The sequence below is a fragment of the Devosia sp. A16 genome (genome assembly GCF_001402915.1).
Classification (GTDB): domain Bacteria; phylum Pseudomonadota; class Alphaproteobacteria; order Rhizobiales; family Devosiaceae; genus Devosia_A.
The window spans coordinates 1,131,545-1,148,771 of sequence record NZ_CP012945.1; the positions used below are offsets into that span (position 1 = coordinate 1,131,545).

Annotated in this window: 16 protein-coding genes; 8 read left to right on the top strand and 8 right to left on the bottom strand. The window is 65.8% G+C overall.

Going from position 1 to position 17,227, the window contains the following annotated elements; translation table 11 throughout:
- Positions 1 to 42: 42 nt before the first annotated feature.
- Complete coding sequence (locus APS40_RS05485; RefSeq protein WP_055046097.1) at positions 43 to 1,332, bottom strand: adenylosuccinate synthase; 1,290 nt, start codon at positions 1,330 to 1,332, stop codon at positions 43 to 45.
- Between the two features lie 252 nt (positions 1,333 to 1,584).
- On the opposite strand from APS40_RS05485, the gene APS40_RS05490 reads away from it, so the two are divergent.
- The 4 genes from APS40_RS05490 (at position 1,585) to APS40_RS05505 (ending at position 6,007) form a co-directional block, all read left to right on the top strand.
- Positions 1,585 to 2,955 (top strand): FAD-binding oxidoreductase, encoded by a 1,371-nt coding sequence (locus tag APS40_RS05490; protein ID WP_055046098.1) that lies wholly within the window; start codon positions 1,585 to 1,587, stop codon positions 2,953 to 2,955.
- Between the two features lie 173 nt (positions 2,956 to 3,128).
- Positions 3,129 to 4,514, top strand: coding sequence for an FAD-binding oxidoreductase (locus APS40_RS05495; protein WP_156342842.1), 1,386 nt, complete (start codon positions 3,129 to 3,131; stop codon positions 4,512 to 4,514).
- A gap of 96 nt (positions 4,515 to 4,610) precedes the next feature.
- Positions 4,611 to 5,558 (top strand): DMT family transporter, encoded by a 948-nt coding sequence (locus tag APS40_RS05500; RefSeq protein WP_055046099.1) that lies wholly within the window; start codon positions 4,611 to 4,613, stop codon positions 5,556 to 5,558.
- Positions 5,555 to 6,007, top strand: coding sequence for a GNAT family N-acetyltransferase (locus APS40_RS05505; protein ID WP_055046100.1), 453 nt, complete (start codon positions 5,555 to 5,557; stop codon positions 6,005 to 6,007). Before APS40_RS05500 ends, APS40_RS05505 begins: the two co-directional genes overlap by 4 nt.
- A 163-nt stretch (positions 6,008 to 6,170) precedes the next feature.
- On the opposite strand, the gene APS40_RS05510 is transcribed toward APS40_RS05505, so the two are convergent.
- A complete protein-coding gene (locus APS40_RS05510; protein WP_055046101.1) occupies positions 6,171 to 6,977 on the bottom strand; it encodes a helix-turn-helix domain-containing protein in 807 nt (268 codons plus the stop codon).
- Positions 6,978 to 7,090: 113 nt separating this feature from the next.
- On the opposite strand from APS40_RS05510, the gene APS40_RS05515 reads away from it, so the two are divergent.
- Positions 7,091 to 7,471 carry a hypothetical protein gene (locus APS40_RS05515; protein WP_055046102.1) on the top strand — a complete coding sequence of 127 codons (381 nt, stop codon included), beginning with the start codon at positions 7,091 to 7,093 and terminating at the stop codon, positions 7,469 to 7,471.
- 212 nt (positions 7,472 to 7,683) lie between these two features.
- Positions 7,684 to 8,829, top strand: a complete 1,146-nt coding sequence (locus tag APS40_RS05520) for an epoxide hydrolase family protein (protein ID WP_055046103.1) — start codon at positions 7,684 to 7,686, stop codon at positions 8,827 to 8,829.
- 48 nt (positions 8,830 to 8,877) lie between these two features.
- Here the strand turns inward: APS40_RS05520 and APS40_RS05525 are convergent, their stop codons facing one another.
- The 6 genes from APS40_RS05525 to APS40_RS05550 all read right to left on the bottom strand — a co-directional run bounded on the left by APS40_RS05525 (position 8,878) and on the right by APS40_RS05550 (position 14,568).
- Positions 8,878 to 9,885, bottom strand: coding sequence for an IS30 family transposase (locus tag APS40_RS05525; RefSeq protein ID WP_055049251.1), 1,008 nt, complete (start codon positions 9,883 to 9,885; stop codon positions 8,878 to 8,880).
- 205 nt (positions 9,886 to 10,090) lie between these two features.
- Positions 10,091 to 11,677: a phosphoglycerate dehydrogenase gene (gene serA, locus APS40_RS05530; protein ID WP_055046105.1), complete on the bottom strand. Its 1,587-nt coding sequence runs from the start codon at positions 11,675 to 11,677 to the stop codon at positions 10,091 to 10,093.
- 102 nt (positions 11,678 to 11,779) lie between these two features.
- Entirely contained in the window at positions 11,780 to 12,964 is a 1,185-nt protein-coding gene (locus tag APS40_RS05535) for a phosphoserine transaminase (protein ID WP_211199054.1), read from the bottom strand.
- A 171-nt stretch (positions 12,965 to 13,135) separates the two neighbouring features.
- Complete coding sequence (locus tag APS40_RS05540) at positions 13,136 to 13,468, bottom strand: hypothetical protein (protein ID WP_055046106.1); 333 nt, start codon at positions 13,466 to 13,468, stop codon at positions 13,136 to 13,138.
- A gap of 57 nt (positions 13,469 to 13,525) precedes the next feature.
- Positions 13,526 to 13,813 carry a hypothetical protein gene (locus APS40_RS05545; protein ID WP_055046107.1) on the bottom strand — a complete coding sequence of 96 codons (288 nt, stop codon included), beginning with the start codon at positions 13,811 to 13,813 and terminating at the stop codon, positions 13,526 to 13,528.
- Positions 13,810 to 14,568: an ankyrin repeat domain-containing protein gene (locus tag APS40_RS05550; protein WP_082434206.1), complete on the bottom strand. Its 759-nt coding sequence runs from the start codon at positions 14,566 to 14,568 to the stop codon at positions 13,810 to 13,812. Before APS40_RS05550 ends, APS40_RS05545 begins: the two co-directional genes overlap by 4 nt.
- 317 nt (positions 14,569 to 14,885) lie before the next feature.
- Between APS40_RS05550 and APS40_RS05555 the strand changes: the two genes are divergently transcribed.
- Positions 14,886 to 16,592: a pyrroloquinoline quinone-dependent dehydrogenase gene (locus tag APS40_RS05555; protein WP_055046109.1), complete on the top strand. Its 1,707-nt coding sequence runs from the start codon at positions 14,886 to 14,888 to the stop codon at positions 16,590 to 16,592.
- Positions 16,593 to 16,660: 68 nt separating this feature from the next.
- Positions 16,661 to 17,224 (top strand): c-type cytochrome, encoded by a 564-nt coding sequence (locus APS40_RS05560; RefSeq protein ID WP_082434207.1) that lies wholly within the window; start codon positions 16,661 to 16,663, stop codon positions 17,222 to 17,224.
- The last annotated feature ends 3 nt before the right edge of the window (positions 17,225 to 17,227 follow it).

The following is a 17,227-nucleotide window of genomic DNA, read 5'->3' on the forward strand; positions in this document are numbered from 1 at the left end:
ACGACATCCGTAATTTTAGGGGCCTGTTCTATCGAAAAAAACTCAATCTTGGAACGGGTCCTGAACCAGTATGGTGTCCAGCCTTTCCGGGCTGGTGGAGAGCATGGCAACCGGTGCCCCGATCAGCTCTTCGATGTATCTGACGTACTTTACCGCCTGGGCCGGGAGTTCAGACCAGCTTCTCGCCCCTGCCGTCGTCTCCGACCACCCCTCGAGGGTTTCGTAGATCGGCTTAACAGCAGCTTGTGCTCCCATTGAGGCAGGCAAGTAGTCAATTTTTTGACCATTGAGCTCGTAGCCCACACACACTTTGAGCTCTTTGAGGCCGTCAAGAACATCCAGTTTCGTCAGCGCGATGCCGTTTATCCCCGAAGTTCTCACCGTCTGGCGCACCAGCACGGCATCGAACCAGCCGCAGCGGCGCGGCCGGCCGGTATTGACGCCGACCTCGCGCCCTACCGTCGACAGGTGCCGCCCGATCTCGTCGTCGAGCTCGCACGGGAACGGCCCCTCGCCGACACGGGTGGTATAGGCCTTGGTGATCCCCAGCACATAACCGATCGCCGTCGGCCCCAGGCCCGAGCCGGCCGAAGCCTGGCCGGCCACGGTGTTGGACGAGGTGACGAACGGATAGGTGCCGTGGTCGTTGTCGAGCAAAGCGCCCTGCGCGCCTTCGAACAGGATGCGCGCACCGGCGCGGCGCTTCTCGTCGAGCAGGCGCCAGACCTGGTCGACATAGGGCAGGATCTTGCCCGCGACTTCGCTCAATTCGGTGTAGAGCGCCTCGGCCGAAAGCTCGGCAAGGCCCATGCCGCGGCGCAGCGCGTTGTGGTGGCTCAGCAGCCGCTCGATCTTGGGCATCAGTGTTTCGGGCTCGGCCAGGTCGCACACCCGGATAGCGCGACGGCCGACCTTGTCCTCGTAGGCCGGGCCGATGCCGCGGCGGGTGGTGCCGATCTTCAACCCGGAATTGCCGCTCTCGCGCACCGCATCGAGCTCACGGTGGAGGCTCAGGATCAGCGGCGCGTTGTCGGCGATCTTCAGCACTTCGGGGGTGATCTCGATGCCCTGCGCGCCGATCTTCTCCACCTCGGCGACGAAGTGGTGCGGATCGACCACCACGCCGTTGCCGATGACGCTGAGCTTGCCGCGCACCACGCCCGAGGGCAGCAGCGCCAGCTTGTAGCTGGTGCCGTCGATGACCAGCGTATGGCCGGCATTGTGACCGCCCTGGTAGCGCACGACGACGTCGGCGCGTTCCGACAGCCAGTCGACGATCTTGCCCTTGCCCTCGTCACCCCACTGGCTGCCGACGACGATCACGTTTGCCATGCGCTTATTGCCCCTCAGGAAGCGGCAGCCCGGCCGGGCATGCTGCCGGCGGACCGCAAAGATCAGTTTCGTTTTGCTGCAAGCTGACCCGCGTGGCTTCCCGCAAGGAAGTCCGAGGTAGTTGCGGATGTCCTTTAGAGCAGTCCTTGTCAGATGACAAATCCCGCTGCGTCGCACCTCTGGAAAACGAGGTTGGTCACACCCATGTTACCGCAACCCAGCGCGCCAACACGAGAACTTGAGGACTGCAATATGCCCCTCTCGACTGCCGCGAACACCTTCCGCCTGCCCGCCGGTTCTGCCGGCCGGGTGATCTCCGCCTCCGACGCCGACTACGACCAGCTGCGCACCGTCATGTATGGCGGCCTCGACAGGCGTCCCGCCCAGATCGTCCGCGTTTCCGACGCCGCCGATATCGCCGCCGCACTTGCCTATGCCCGCGACCACCGGCTCGAGCTCGCCATACGCAGCGGCGGGCATAGCGCCGCCGGCCACTCGACCACCGATGGCGGCGTCGTCATAGATGTCCGCGACCTCAAGGACATCGACATCGACGCCAGCAACCGCACCGTCTGGGTGGGCGCTGGCGTCACCGCCATGGAACTGACCGCAGCCCTTGCCCCGCACCAGTTGATCGTCGGTTTCGGCGATGCCGGAAGCGTTGGTATCAGCGGCATCACGCTCGGCGGTGGCGTCGGCTACCTCGCGAGGAAGCACGGCCTCTCCATCGACTCGCTGCTTGCTGTCGAACTGGTCACCGCTGACGGCAAACAACTGCTCGCCGACGAGGCCAACCACCCGGAACTGTTCTGGGCGCTGCGCGGTGGCGGCGGCAATTTCGGCGTCGTCACCCGGCTGAAGTTCCGGCTCCACCCGCTGCCCGCCTTCACCGGCGGCATGCTGGTGCTGCCGGCCACCGCCAAGACCATTGCCGGCTTCGTCGCAACCGCCAAGGCGGCGCCCGAGGAACTCTCGGGCATTGCCAATGTGATGCCGGCCCCGCCGATGCCGTTCCTGCCAACCGAGCAGCACGGCAAGACGGTGATCCTCGCCATGCTGGCCTTCGCCGGCGAGCCGGAGGCGGCGGAACAGGCCCTCGCCCCATTCCGGGCGCTGGCAGCGCCGCTCGCCGACTTCGTCAAGCCCGGGCCCTATGCCGGCATGTATCCGCCCGAGGACCCCGACTACCATCCGACCGCGGCGGCGCTGAACCTGCTCGTCGACCGCATCGGCACCCCCGAGGCCGAAACCATCCTCGGCTATCTCGAGGAGTCCGACGCCGGCATGCGCGTCTGCCAGATCCGCGTCCTCGGCGGCGCGGTCAGCCGCGTCGCCCCGTCGGCCACCGCCTATGCCCACCGCAAGAGCCCGATCATGCTCAACCTCGCGGCGTTCTACGATGGCGAAGCGGACAAGCCGGCCAAACAGGCGTGGGTCGTCGACTTCTCCAAGGCGCTGCACCAGGGCGAGGACGGCGCCTATGTCAACTTCGTCGCCGACGAAGGCCCCGCCCGCGTCCGCGCCGCCTATCCAGGCGACACCTGGGACCGGTTGCGACAGGTGAAACGGGCCTATGACCCCGATAACCTGTTCCGGCTCAATCAGAACATCCCGCCGGCCTGAGGCTGGCACCGGCCTCTCCGCCAATCCTCCCCCGCGTGGCGGGGGAGGATCATCGCGCCACCGGTGGGTCCTCCCCCATTCCTGATCCCTCGCTGAGCGACGCATTCATTTGCCGTTCAATCGGCCGCCCCTAGACGCCGCGCTCTCAACGCAACCTCAGCGAGTTCAAGGGAATGGACAAACGCTTTCCGCTCGAAGACCAGATCGACATGCTGGCCTCGAGCCTGCGCGGCCGCGTCGTGACGCGCCGCGATACCGCCTATGACGAGATGCGCACCGTCGCGCTCGGCAATTTCGACCGGCGCCCGGCGGCGGTGATCCGTGTCGCCAACGTCTCGGACGTGGCGGCAGTGATCAACTTCGCCCGCGCCACCGACCTCGAGCTGGCCGTCCGCAGCGGCGGCCACAGCGTCGGCGGCCATAGCGGCACCGAGGGCGGGCTGGCGATCGACCTCCGCGACCTGAACGGCATCGAGATCGACCATGCGGCCAGCACCGTCTGGGCCGGCGCCGGCCTCACCTCCGGCGAGGTGACCCGCGCCGTCGAGCAGCACGGGCTGATCGTCGGCTTCGGCGATTCCGGCACCGTCGGTATCGGCGGCCTGACCCTGGGCGGCGGCGTCGGCTACATGGTGCGCAAGCATGGCCTCACCATCGACTCGCTGCTCGCCGCCGAACTGGTGACGGCGGCCGGCGACATTCTCGTCGCCGATGCAACCCATCACCCCGAGCTGTTCTGGGCGCTGCGCGGCGGCGGTGGCAATTTCGGCGTGGTGACCCGGCTGAAATTCCAGCTTCACCCGCTCCCCTTCTTCGTCGGCGGCCCGCTGGTACTCCCCGCCACGGCCGAGAACATCGCCCGCTTTGCCGCACTGGCCGATGCGGCACCCGAGGCGCTGTCGACGATCGCCATGGTGATGCCGATCCCGCCGGTACCGTTCGTGCCGGCCCAGTTCCACGGTACGTTGGCGCTGATCGGCATGATGGCCTTCTCGGGCGCGCCCGATGCGGCGGCCGAAGCCCTGGCTCCGTTCCGCGCCATCGCCACCCCGATCGCCGATCTGGTCGGTCCGGCCCCCTATTCCGCCATGTACGCCATGGATCCGCCGCCCGAAATGCGTCCGGCCGTGTCGTGCCGCTCTCGCTTCGTCGACGAGGTCAGTGTCGAGACCGCAGCGAAAATGCTGGCCGCGCTCGAGGCTTGTCCGTCGCCGATGAAGATGGGGCAGATTCGCGTGCTCGGCGGCGCCTATGCGCGCGTTGCGCCCGACGCCACCGCTTTCGCGCATCGCCACGGCAGGGTCATGCTCGGCTTCCTCGCCATGTATGAGGGGGACGCCGAGGTCACCGCGCATTTCGACCGCTGGGCCACCGACGCCATTGCCAGCGTCAGCGCCCGCAACGCCGTCGCTTATGTCAACTTCCTCGGCCTCGAGGGCGGCGAAGGGTTGCGCGCCGCCTACCCGGGCTCGACCTGGGACCGGCTGCGCCAGGTCAAGGCCAAGTACGATCCTGAAAACCTGTTCCGGCTCAACCAGAACATCCCGCCGGCGGTCTGACGGGCTGGCGCGACGCATCGGGTGCGAATAAGTTCGCGCCTCCCTCGGCCGCCGTCCTTTGTGGATGGCGGCCGATGTCCGAACCTGACGGCCCCGATGACCAACTCCCCTGCCGCGACCGGCAACCGCGCATTCCACGCTCTGCTGGATCGCCCCTACCTGATCCTCATCCTCACCACGCTGTTCTGGGGCGGCAACGTCGTCGCCGGCAAGCTCGCCGTCGGCCATATCGACGCGCACTCGCTGATGATCCTGCGCTGGACCGGCGCACTGCTGCTGGTGCTGCCCTTCGCCATCACACCGCTGAAGCGCGACTGGCCGGTGATCCGCGCCAGATGGTGGCTCTACCTGTTCTATGGCGCCGTCGGCTTTGCCACCTTCAATGTGCTGGTCTATGTCGCCGCCTACTACACCTCGGGGGTCAACACCTCGCTCGAACAGGTGGCGGTCAACATCTTCGTCATCATCCTCAACTTCGCACTGTTCCGCACCCGGGTGCGCGGCCTGCAACTGCTCGGCGTGGTGATCACCATCCTCGGCGTCGCCATCATCGCCACCCATGGCGATCTGACCCGTATCCTGACGCTGGAAGTAAACCTTGGCGACCTGCTGGTGATCCTCGCCTGCTTCGCCTACGCCATCTATTCGATCGCGCTGCGCTGGCGGCCGCAAACCCACTGGACCAGCTTCCTCGTCGCCACCTGCATCGGCGCCATCGTCGCCTCGTTCGCCTACCAGGCAACGCTCGGCAACGGCACGGCAAACCTTCCCGCCAACCTCGCCGCCATCGACACGCAAGGCTGGCTGATCGCCGCCTACACCGTGATCTTCCCCTCGGTGATCTCGCAGCTGCTCTATGTCCGCGGCGTCGAGCTGATCGGCTCCAACCGCGCCAGCCTGTTCGTCAACCTGATCCCGCTGTTCGGCACGGTCGGCTCGGTGATCGTCCTCGGCGAGGCGCTGCAGCTGTTCCACGTCATCGCCGCGGTGCTGGTCGCCGCCGGTCTGGTACTGGCCGAATACTCGGCGCGGCGCGGCGCATGAGCGGGATCTCGCTCCGTGCGGCGAAACCCGGCGACTACGACGCGATCGCCGCCATCTGGCATGCGAGCGCCGGCCTGCCCGGCGTCGGCCCGGCGCAGTTGCCAAGCCTAGAGCGGCTGCGGGCCAGGGTTGACGTCGAGATGGAAGCCGGCTGGCGGGTGACCGTTGCCATCGCCGGCGAAGAACTCATCGGCTTTCTCGCCGTCAAGCCGGAGGCCGATATCCTCGACCAGCTGTTCATGCATCCTGACGCGCGTGGGCTTGGGCTGGGCCAGTTGTTGCTCGATGAAGCCAAAAGCCAGATGCCCGACGGCTTCACCCTGTTCACCCGTCCCGGCAATCTGCCGGCACGCCGGTTCTACGAAAAACACGGGCTGGTGCACCTGCGCGACGACCTGCACCCGGTCTTTGGCGATCCGATCGTCTGGTATGGGTGGAAGCGGGGGTAGCGCTCACGCCGGCGCGTGGGGCTCCCCCCTCCCAGCCTCCCCCACAAGGGGGGAGGTGCGTTCAGTGTTTAGGGCGCGATCAAGCCAACCCACCGGGCTGGCACCTCCCCCTTGATGGGGGAGGCCGGGAGGGGGTGGAGCCACAAACTTGATATCGCTTCGCCTACCCCACCACCGCCGACAGCAGCGCCGCAGTCTCCGCGTCCGCTGGCAAAAACGCCTCGATCACCAGCTCGCTGAGCGTGATCTCGGTGGGCGTACCGAACACCGTGGTGGTGGAGATGAAGCTCGCCACCTTGTCGCCCAAGCGCATCTTCATCGGCACGAACACCCCGCCATGCTCGTCGCGCCCCTCGTGGCCGGGGGCGATACCGGAAATCTCGCGCAGCTCGTCCAGCAGTTCGGCGATGGCCGGATCGCCGCTGGCTTCGAGCTGCGCCGATACCCGGCGCAGGATATCGCGGGCCCACTCGTCATAGTTGACGATCAACCGCCCCAGGCCGTCCTGGCGCATGCTGAGCCGCAACACGTTGATCGGCTCCTGCAGCAACTGCGGATTCTGCACCTCGGCCAGGAACGCCGCTGCGGCGGCATTGGCCGAAACCAGGTTCCAGCCGCGATCGACCGCCACGGCGAGGTAGGGTTCGTACGCCTTGAGCACCAGATCGACCGCAGAGCGCGCCGGCGCGAGGTCCGGATGGTCGAGCCGCCGCTCCGGATAGACCGGCGCGTAACCCGCGGCGAGCAGCATCAGGTTGCGGATGCGCAGCGGCACTCCGAGGCCCGAGGCGATGCGCAGCACCACCTCGCGGCTCGGGACCGAACGCCCGCTCTCGATGAAGCTCAGGTGCTTCTGGCTGAGCTCGATCTCCAGCGCCAGGGAAAGCTGGCTGAAGCGCCGGTGCTGCCGCCAGTCGCGGATATAGTCGCCGATGGAACGGTCGGACGCCGTGGCTTGCGCATGTGTCATGCGCCGAACCTACCCGCTCGCCTCACCGGTTCAATTACCTCTGCGTTAGTTGAGACGTGGAAGCGGGAGGTAGAAATGTCTCGCCGTCACCTACGACCCGACGGAGAACCGAAATGAACCTCATCCGCCTTGCCCTCGTTGCCGACGCCGCTGCGACTGCCGCAACCGGCGCGCTGCTCGCCCTCGGCGGCAGCCTGCTTTCCGACGTCACGGGCCTGCCGGCCACCGCCACCCTGCCGCTCGGGCTGTTTCTTGTCGTCTTCGCCGCCTTTGTCGGCTGGGTGGGGCTGCAGCGTGAGACGCCGCGTGGCGCCGCGACGCTGATCGTCATCGTCAATGCCGCCTGGGTGGTCGCCAGCGTGCTGGTGGTGCTCGCCGGCGCTTTTCCGCTGACCCTGCTGGGCGTCGCCTTCGTCCTCGTCCAGGCTGTCGCGGTCGCGGCATTCGTGGCGCTGCAATGGATCGGCCTCGGCCGGGCCCGTGCCCTCGCCTGAACCCGATCTCACGGCCGCGGATCGGCGCTGCTGACAGGCTCTGTCAGCAGCGCCGGCGCATTGTTCCGGGGCCGGTCAGACCGGCGCCGACACAGCGAGGACGACCGTCAATGACCATCACCCGTCGATCCCTCATCCAATCCGCCATGGCCGCAGCCCTCGTGCCGGCGTTCACGGCCATCGCCCTTCCCGCAGCCCGAGGAGAGACCATCATGACCACCGCCAAGCCCTTCAAACTCGCGATTGCCGATGCCGATATCGCCGACCTGCAGTATCGCCTGCGCGGCGCGCGCTGGCCGGTCGAGGTCGCTCCCGACACCTGGGAGCGCGGTATCCCCGGCGGCTACCTCCGCCGGCTCGCCGAGCGCTGGGCCGATTTCGACTGGCGCGCCAAGGAGGCCGAGCTCAACCGCTTCGACCAGGTGATGCTCGACTTCGAAGGGGCGCAGATCCATGCCTTCCACATCCGTTCGAGGCGCGCCGACGCCACGCCGCTGGTGCTCTGCCATGGCTGGCCGAGCTCGGGCATCGAATACCTGAAGCTGGTCGAGCCGCTCACCAACCCGGCGGACCCCCGGGACGCCTTCCATCTGGTGATCCCGACCGCCCCCGGTTTCGGTCTCTCCCCTGCCCCGCGCCAGCCCGGCTGGACGGCCAACAAGACTGCTGCCGCCATCGTGCAACTGCTCGACCAGTTCGGCTACGACCGCTTCGCCATCCACGGCACCGACATGGGGTCGGACGTTGCGGCCCAGCTCGACGTGCTGACCAATGGCCGCGCCATCGGCCTCCACCTCGGGACCGACCTCGACAGCGTCATCGCCGTGGCTTCGTTCATGGGCGGCGAGCTTGCACAAAACCCGGCGCTCACCCCCGAGCAGAAGGAGCGGGCCGGCGCCCTTCTCGCCAAAGTCGCCGATCGCAATGGCTACATCGCCATCCAGTCGACCCGTCCCAAGACGCTCGGCTACGCCCTCAACGACTCGCCAATCGGCCAGCTCGCCTGGATCGCCGAGAAATTCGCGGCCTGGACCAATCCGAACAAAGGAACGATCGAGGAGGCGGTCGACATCGACCAGTTTCTCACCAATGTGAGCCTCTACTGGTTCGGCGGCGGCGGCTCGGCTTCGGCCAATGCCCTCTGGGAAGCCTTCAAGGCCATGGGCTGGGCCCCGCCCAGCGCCACGCCGCGCGGCGTTGCGGTGTTCAACGCCAGCGATCTGGTCCGCCCGCTGTTCGACCCTCAGCAGCAGATCGAGCACTGGAGCGAGTTCCCCCAAGGCGGGCACTTCCCGGCGATGGAGGAACCGGAGCTGCTGGCCGGGGATCTGCAGAAATTCTTCCGACCGCTGCGGTAGTCACTCTAAAGGTGAGGTAAACCACTACCTCGCCTCCTCCACCGGCTGTCATCCCAGCGAAAGCTGGGAGGTGGATTCACATTTCAAGTGCAACAGGCGTTTTGAGAAGACCTCGGCTGGGGTTTTGAAGCCGAGGCATTTGCGTGGCGTATTGTTGAGGTCGTTGGCGAGTTCCTGCAGGTGCTCGTCAGAGAAGCTGCCGGGATCGGTTCCGCGCGGGATGTACCGGCGCAACCGGCCATTGGCGTTTTCGACGCCGCCCTTCTGCCAGGGACTATGGGGATCGCAGAAGTAGGTATCGATGCCGCCCGGGTTGAGCTGATGATGCTCGAAGAACTCGGTGCCGTTGTCCTGGGTGAGGGAGCGGCGCATTTGCGGCGGCAGGGCACTGAACCAGCACTTGATGCGGTCGACGACGAGCTGGGCATGCTTGCTTGGCTGCTTGGCGAGCAGGATGAAGCGGGTGCTGCGCTCCTGAACCACCAGGATGGCGGCGCCGGATTTGCGCGGATGCAGCAGGTCGGCCTCCCAGTGCCCGCACTGACGACGGTTGTTGACGTGCGCCGGCCGGCAATCGATCGAGACGCGGTCCTTGATATGCTCCATGGGGCGGTGCGGCCGGCGGCGCCAGCCACGCTTGCTCTTGGCTTGCGGCAGATAGTGGCGCCACTCGTAGCGGTTGGTGCGCCGGATCTGGGCATAGATGAAACGATAGATGCTCTCATGGCTGATGCGCATGCTAGAGTTGCCCTGCGTCAGCCGTCCTGAGATCTGTTCGGGCGACCATCCCATTGCAAGGCGGTCCAGCACGAACTGGCGTAGGACCGGCTGACGCGCCAGCCGGCTGCCCCGCCAGCGCCGCGCCCGGGCCTGCTCGTCGGCATAGGCCGGCTTGTAGCCCACTTGCACACCGCTGTTGCGATTCAGCTCCCGACTGATCGTCGATGCCGGGCGATCCAAACGCGTAGCGATTTTCCCGAGCGAATGCCCCTCTGCTCGAAGACAGGCAATCGCACTTCTCTCGTCCAGCGAGAGCTGCTCATAATAGGTTCCCATTGCAACATGACCTTAGCAGGCTGTTGCACTTCGTTTGTGAGTCTAACGGACCCAACTCACCCCCAGCGCCAGCCGATAGATGGGTCCCAGCTTTCGCTGGGATGACACCGAGTTGGTGGGACGGGCGGTGCAACCACCAACGATCCACACCAAACAAAAAAGGCCGGGCAACGCCCGGCCTTTCGTCTCATCGCGATACCGCGCCTCAGTTGAACGCCACGGCCTTCGCCTGGCGCACGCCGGGGAGCGAGGCGATTTCCTTGAGCTGCTCCGCCGTCACCTCGCCGTCGATCGACAACAGCGCAATCGCGTCGCCGCCCACCTCGGCGCGGCCGAGGTTGAAGTTGGCGATGTTGATGCCGAGGTTGCCGAGGAGCGTGCCGAGCCGGCCGATGTGGCCCGGCTTGTCCTCGTTGGTGACGTAGAGCATCGACGGGGTCAACTCGGCATCCATGTTGATGCCCTTGACCTGGATGATGCGCGACTTGCCGTTGGCGAAGATCGTGCCGGCAATGCCGCGCTCCTGCCGCTCGGTGATCACCGTGAGGCGGATGTAGCCTTCATAGGCGCCCTGCTGGTCGCGGGTGATGATCTCGACATTGATGCCGCGATCCTTGGCGATCTGCGGCGCCGAAACCATGTTCACTTCCGCCACCTGCGGCTTCAGCACGCCATTGATCGCCGCAGCGGTCATCGGCTTGGTGTTGAGTGCGGCGACATTGCCCTCGTACTCGATACGGATGCCCTTGATCGAGGTCTCGGTCAGCTGCCCGGCGAACGAACCCAGCGCTTCGGCGAGCCTCACCCACGGGGTCAGCCGCGGCGCTTCCTCGGCCGAAATCGAGGGGAAGTTCAGCGCGTTGGTGATCTCGCCGGTGTTGAGATAGGCCGAGATCTGCTCGGCCACCTGCAGCGCCACGTTTTCCTGCGCTTCGGTGGTCGAGGCGCCCAGGTGCGGCGTGGCGATGAAGTTGTCGAGTTCGAACAGCGGGTTGTTCTGCGCCGGCTCCTCGACGAACACGTCGAACGCCGCGCCGGCGACCTTGCCCGATTTCAGCGCCTCGTAGAGCGCCGCTTCATCGACGAGGCCACCACGGGCGCAGTTGATGATGCGCACGCCATCCTTCATCTTGGCGATGGCTTCGGCATTGATGATGTTGCGCGTCGCATCGATCAGCGGCGTGTGCAGCGTGATGAAATCGGCGCGCTTCAGCAGTTCGTCGAGCTCGACCTTTTCCACCCCGATCGCCTGGGCGCGCTCCGGCGTCAGGAACGGATCGAACGCCACCACCTTCATCTTGAGGCCCTGCGCCCGATCGGCGACGATCGAGCCGATATTGCCGGCACCGATCAGGCCGAGCGTCTTGTTGGTCACCTCGACACCCATGAAGCGGTTCTTCTCCCACTTCGATGCCTTGGTCGAGGCATCCGCCTCGGGCAGCTGGCGGGCCAGCGCGAACATCATGGCGATGGCATGCTCGGCCGTGGTGATCGAGTTGCCGAACGGGGTGTTCATCACGATGATGCCGGCCTTGGTGGCGGCCGGGATATCGACATTGTCGACGCCGATGCCGGCGCGGCCGATCACCTTCAAATTCTTGGCGGCGCTGAGAATCTTCTCGGTGACCTTGGTGGCCGAGCGGATGGCGAGCCCATCATACTGGCCGATCACCTCGAACAGCTTGTCCTTGTCCTTGCCGAGATCCGGCAGGTAGTCGACGTCGATATTATTGTCCTTGAAGATCTGGACCGCGGTCTTCGACAGCTTGTCCGAAACGAGAACCTTGGGCATGTCGCCCTCCGTGTTGGTTGCGGGTCTGGGATTTGAACCCGTGACCGCATGAAACTGTGGGGAAGTGAGCCGCCCCCGGTGGGGCGGCTGAAGCATCGAAGCTCAGGCGGCAGCCTGCTTGAGCGCGGCCTTCTCGGCGGCAAAGGCATAGTCGAGCCACGGGGTCAGCGCCGCGAGGTTGGCGGTGTCGACCGTCGAGCCGGCCCAGATCCTGAGGCCCGTCGGGGCATCGCGGTAGCCGCCGATGTCATAGGCGACGCCGGCCTTGTCGAGCCGCGAGACGATCGCCTTGGCAAAAGCCGCCTGCGCCTCGTCGGAAAGCGCGGTGATCGCCGGATCCTTGATCACCAGGCAGATCGAGGTGTTCGACCGCTCGGCCTCGTTCCTCGCGAGAAACGCCGCCCAGTCGGATTTCGCCACCCAGTCGGCCAGCACCTTGGCGTTGGCATCGGCGCGCGCCTGCATGCCCTTCAGCCCGCCGACGCTCTTGCCCCACTCCATCGCGTCCACCGCATCCTCGATGCACAGCATCGACACGGTGTTGATGGTGGCGCCCTCGAAGATATCGGCCATGAGCTTGCCGCCCTTGGTCATCCGGAAGATCTTGGGCAGCGGCCAGGCCGGCTTGTAGGTCTCGAGCCGTTCGACGGCGCGGGGGCTGAGGATCAGCACGCCATGCGCCGCTTCGCCGCCGAGTGCCTTCTGCCAGGAGAAGGTGACGACATCGAGCTTCGAGAAATCGAGGTTCTGCGCGAACGCCGCCGAGGTCGCGTCGCAGATCGTCAGGCCCTTGCGGTCATCAGGGATCCAGTCGGCGTTCGGCACCCGCACGCCCGAAGTGGTGCCGTTCCAGGTGAACACCACATCGTTGTCGAAGTTGACCGTCTTCAGGTCCGGCAGTTCGCCATAGGGCGCCTTCAGCACGCGGACATTGTCGAGCTTCAGCTGCTTCTGGACGTCGGTGACCCAGCCCTCGCCGAACGATTCCCAGGCCAGCATATCGACGCCGCGGGCGCCGAGCATCGACCACAGCGCCATCTCGACGGCGCCCGTGTCGGAAGCGGGGACGATACCGATCAGATAGTCGGCCGGGACCTCGAGCAGCTCACGCGTCAAGGCGATGGCCTTCTCGATCCGCTGCTTCGCCGGCTTGGCCCGATGCGAGCGGCCAACCAAAGCGTTGGCGAGCACATCCACCGTCCAGCCAGGACGTTTGGCGCAAGGACCCGATGAAAAATTGGGGTTAGCCGGTTTCACTGCCGGCGCAGTCAGGGGCATATCAGCCATGGCGACCCTCCCAGGTCGAAAGCTCCACGTTAGGGTGGAGTGTCCTGAGACGGGCAGATACTCCTCATCACCGGAGCGCGTCAAGCGTCCAGAAGTCGGATGGCGGCATTGGATCGCGCCGATCGACCGGCCGACGTGATCAGTCCTGGCCTGCCCACCCCTCGGCCGCCGCTATAGGATCATGGCGTAGATCATCAGGCCGAAGCCCAGCGCGATGCCGGCATAGCACACCCAGGCCAGGGTTTCCTGCCAGCGCCGCGGCCGCAGCTGTTCGAGCTCGGCATCGCTCGGCCCGCCGTTCCGCGTCTCGAGCCCCAGCACACCGAGCGAACGGTGGGTGAGGTCCTGATCCAGTTTTGTCCCCTTGATGGCGCCGCCGACGATCCGCCCCAACAGGAAGCGCTTCATGCCGGCGACGAGCGTGCCCAGGACGGCAGTGCTGAGCAGCGCTGAGCTGGCGACGAACACCACGAGGCCCACGAAAAACACGACCCAGTTGCTCATCTCCACCCTCCGTCCGGCGAAACCCCAATGGTCGAGATCAAGCCCTCGACAGGGCGATCACTCGTACCGACTCGAGTCGGCCTTGCAGCGATGCCACTCCATTTCATAGGCCATCTGGGTTTTCGTGCCGTAGCACCAGTTGAGCGCATCGAGCGCACGACCGGTCTCCTGCCGCTCCCCGCAAGCCTTCTGCGTCTCGGGCTTGTCGCCGGAGCCGCCCCGGCAAAGACTGTTCTGGGCGGTCCACTGATCGATCAGTGCCTGAACCGCGGCAGGCCGCGATTCGCCGAGCGCCGGCGCAACGATCAGCCCGGCGAGGGCGATGAGCATGCCAAGCTGTTTCATTGCAGGACCTCCGCATAGCCATGGTCGTCGAGCCAGTCGCGCACGGCCTGCCGTGCCGCCTTGGTTTCCGCGTTCAACATGCTCTCCTTCGGGGCTATTGCAAACAATGGCGCGAACGTCTTGCCCGCCCGGTTGCGAATGGTCGGATCGGCACCGGCTTCGAGCAGCGTGACAAGGCTGGCATAGTCGCTGATCTGAGCCGCGACATGCAGCGGCGTGTCCCCCGACCGGTCCGCCAGGTTCGGGTTGGCCCGGTGCGCGAGCAGCAATTGCACCGCGTCCCGGTTGCCGGTCATCAGGGCCTGGGCAAGCACCGGCGCCTGCGTCCGGCCATCCTGGAGATCAGGGCTGGCGTCGCTGTCGAGCAGGATCCTGAGGAATGGCTTGCCCTTGGCGCCAGCAGCGGCGTGGAGAGCGGTCATCTCGCCATAACCGATCTGCGCCGGGTCGGCGCCGAGTTCGAGCAGCAGCTCGAGCATGTCAGGGCGATCCTCGATCATCGACCACTGCAGCAGCGTGACGCCATCTTGGCCCCTGTCGGCGAGATCGGCGCCATCTCCCACCAGGGTGCGGACCGCCGGCTCGTCGCCGACGGCGATGGCCCGTGCCAGCGCCACAGTCTGCGGCGTGTCGAAGATGGCGGCCGGATCACTGCCGCTCCTGCCGCCCAGCAGCCCGGCACCGAGCAGCACTGCGACGAACAACAGGCCAGCCGATAAAAACAGGCCCCTTCCGGTCAGCACTTTCGACCTCATCTCGGACCTGCTGCCCCTGGCGAACAATCCCGCTCTCGCCGCCGAGGGTTGGCTCAGCCGAGCCGGAGCGTCAACCGTCCGATCCGTTTTGATCCTGCCGAAGCCGGCCCCCAGCGCTGACCGGCCGAGGCCGGCTCCCGACGGGCCGCAATGCCCTCGGATGCGACTTCCGGACGAGGCCACCCTCGGTTTTCCCAATGCTCCTTATTGGATGTTTGCCAAGGGACACGTCGCCGCGCCCGTTGTATCAAGACTGCGCGTCATGATCCGGCGCACGGCAGCTAGAAGAACTTCCGCTGCCAGGAGGAGATATAGAATTGATTCGACAGAATATTGTTCTGGCGGGTGTTGCGGCTGCATCCCTGCTGGCGGCAACTGGTTTTGCATTTGCCGCTGACGTTACATACGAGCGCCTGCTGAACCCGGAAGCTGCAAACTGGCTCAGCAATAATCGCACCTACGATTCGAACCGTTACTCGCCGCTGGACGAGATCACCAAGGCCAATGTCGGCGACCTCAAGGTGGCGTTCACCGTCCCGCTGACCCCCTCGAGCAAGGGCGCCGGCGCCTTCTGGAGTTCGTTGCAGGGGACGCCGCTGGTGGAAGACGGCACCATGTACATGTCCGACGGCTGGGGTCGCATCTACGCCATCGACCTGAGCAAGGGCGATCGCGGCTACATCAAGTGGATCATGGACCCGCAGACCAGCCCCGAGCTGGCGACGGGCATCCTCAACAACCGCGGCGTGGCGCTTTATGGCGACTCGATCTACTCGATCACGCCCGATTGCGGCCTGCTTCGGGTGAACAAGCAGACCGGCGAGGTTCTCTGGCGGGTCGAAACCCAGCAGGATCCGGTCGAGTACTGCACGATGGCGCCGCTCGCCATCAAGGACAAGATCATCATCGGACCGGCCGGTGGCGATGGCCCGATGCGCGGCCGCCTCGAAGCCCGAAATCCCGAGAACGGCGATCTCATCTGGACCTTCGGCACCGTGCTCGACGCCTCCTATGACGAGGGCGCCGCGACAGGTGGCGGCGCCGTCTGGGTGACCGGCTCCTACGACGTGGAGCGGAACGAGCTGATCTGGGGGATCGGCAACCCCTACCCCGATTGGGAACCTGCCAAGCGTCCTGGAGACAACCTCTACACCAACTCGACGGTGGCGCTCGATGCCGATACCGGCGAGGTCAAGTGGCACTTCCAGTACACGCCCAATGACAGCTGGGATTTCGACGAAGTCGGCACCCAGCAGATCTACAAGGCGAATGTGAACGGCACCGAGACCAGCGTCGTCGGGCACTTCGGCCGCAACGGCTTCTTCTACAACCTCGACGGCAGCAACGGCGCCTATCTCAACGGCACGCAATATGCCGAGAAGGTCACCTGGACCAAGGGCATCGACCCCAAGACCGGCAAGCCGCTCGAATACGATCCGGCGCTCAAGGTGCAGACCTATCTGCCCGAAAGCCGCATGGCCTTCGACCTGATGGATATGCCGGACGATTTCGAGTTCTGCCCCTATTGGGAAGGTGGCGTGAACATGTTCCCGACCACCTACAGCCATGACACCAAGCAGGTCTATGGCCTGCTCATGGAAGGCTGCACCTACAATCCCAAGAGCCGCCCCGAAGGTGAGAAGGGCTATCTGACGGGGGCGATCGTCGCCATCGACACCGCCACCGGCCAGATTTCCAAGCGTACCGACTTCAGCTCCACCGGTCGCGGCGGCCTGTTGTCGACAGCCGGCGGCGTGGTGATCGGCACCAGCTCGAACGGCGACATCTTCGCGCTCGACGACACCAGCCTCGAGCGGCTGTGGAACTTCAATGTCGGCACCATGATCGACGCGCCGCCGATCACCTTCCAGGTCAACGGCAAGCAGTATATCGGGCTCGCGGTCGGTCCCGGTGGCGTCGGCCTTGGCTTCCACAACTACCCGGGCAAGAACGCCAACGCCGACGAAGCTGCGGCGGCGCAGAAGTTCCAGCCGGCCACCACGATGTATTTCTTCTCTCTCTGAGATCGCGTCATCGACCGCGGCGGCCGGCAACGGCCGCCGCAGCCTCTTCTCTCTTCAGGAACGACCTCATGCCGAGCCGTGTTGCTTCGTCACCCCTTGGCCGCCTTGTCGCGACCCTCTGCCTGCTCCCCGCCATGGCCTGCTGCCTCGGCCTGCCTGCCGCCAACGCCCAGAATGCCCCTGCCCCCGCCGCCGCGCCTGCGGACGCCGCCGTCGAACGCGGCCTCCTGGTGTGGAAGAGCCAGGACTGCATTGGTTGCCACGGCTGGGCCGGCAATGGCGAACGCATCGGCGAGAACCCGCGCGGTCCGAACCTGCGCGCCCTCGAACTCGACGCCGAAACGCTCAAGGAAGTGGTGATGTGCGGCCGTCCCGGCACGCAGATGCCCTACCACGACCCTGCCGCCTACTCCGACGACCGCTGCTACGGCATGACCCGGACCGACACGCAGGGTATGCAGCTGCTGGAAGGCAAACCGATCACCGCCGAAGAGGCCGACGACCTGGTCGCCTATATGGAGGCGCGAATGCTGGGGCGGCCCGAACAGCCGAACCAGGACGATTGCCGCGCCTACTACGGCAAGCGCCCCTTCTGCGACAAGCTGCCGACGGCCGCCGAACAGGGCCTGTAGGCC

Bases quoted from the DNA above. Each gene is read 5' to 3' on its own strand.
- APS40_RS05485 (WP_055046097.1), bottom strand. From the start codon at position 1,332: ATGGCAAACGTGATCGTCGTCGGCAGCCAGTGGGGTGACGAGGGCAAG.
- APS40_RS05490 (WP_055046098.1), top strand. From the start codon at position 1,585: ATGCCCCTCTCGACTGCCGCGAACACCTTCCGCCTGCCCGCCGGTTCT.
- APS40_RS05495 (WP_156342842.1), top strand. From the start codon at position 3,129: ATGGACAAACGCTTTCCGCTCGAAGACCAGATCGACATGCTGGCCTCG.
- APS40_RS05500 (WP_055046099.1), top strand. From the start codon at position 4,611: ATGACCAACTCCCCTGCCGCGACCGGCAACCGCGCATTCCACGCTCTG.
- APS40_RS05505 (WP_055046100.1), top strand. From the start codon at position 5,555: ATGAGCGGGATCTCGCTCCGTGCGGCGAAACCCGGCGACTACGACGCG.
- APS40_RS05510 (WP_055046101.1), bottom strand. From the start codon at position 6,977: ATGACACATGCGCAAGCCACGGCGTCCGACCGTTCCATCGGCGACTAT.
- APS40_RS05515 (WP_055046102.1), top strand. From the start codon at position 7,091: ATGAACCTCATCCGCCTTGCCCTCGTTGCCGACGCCGCTGCGACTGCC.
- APS40_RS05520 (WP_055046103.1), top strand. From the start codon at position 7,684: ATGACCACCGCCAAGCCCTTCAAACTCGCGATTGCCGATGCCGATATC.
- APS40_RS05525 (WP_055049251.1), bottom strand. From the start codon at position 9,885: ATGGGAACCTATTATGAGCAGCTCTCGCTGGACGAGAGAAGTGCGATT.
- serA (WP_055046105.1), bottom strand. From the start codon at position 11,677: ATGCCCAAGGTTCTCGTTTCGGACAAGCTGTCGAAGACCGCGGTCCAG.
- APS40_RS05535 (WP_211199054.1), bottom strand. From the start codon at position 12,964: ATGGCTGATATGCCCCTGACTGCGCCGGCAGTGAAACCGGCTAACCCC.
- APS40_RS05540 (WP_055046106.1), bottom strand. From the start codon at position 13,468: ATGAGCAACTGGGTCGTGTTTTTCGTGGGCCTCGTGGTGTTCGTCGCC.
- APS40_RS05545 (WP_055046107.1), bottom strand. From the start codon at position 13,813: ATGAAACAGCTTGGCATGCTCATCGCCCTCGCCGGGCTGATCGTTGCG.
- APS40_RS05550 (WP_082434206.1), bottom strand. From the start codon at position 14,568: ATGAGGTCGAAAGTGCTGACCGGAAGGGGCCTGTTTTTATCGGCTGGC.
- APS40_RS05560 (WP_082434207.1), top strand. From the start codon at position 16,661: ATGCCGAGCCGTGTTGCTTCGTCACCCCTTGGCCGCCTTGTCGCGACC.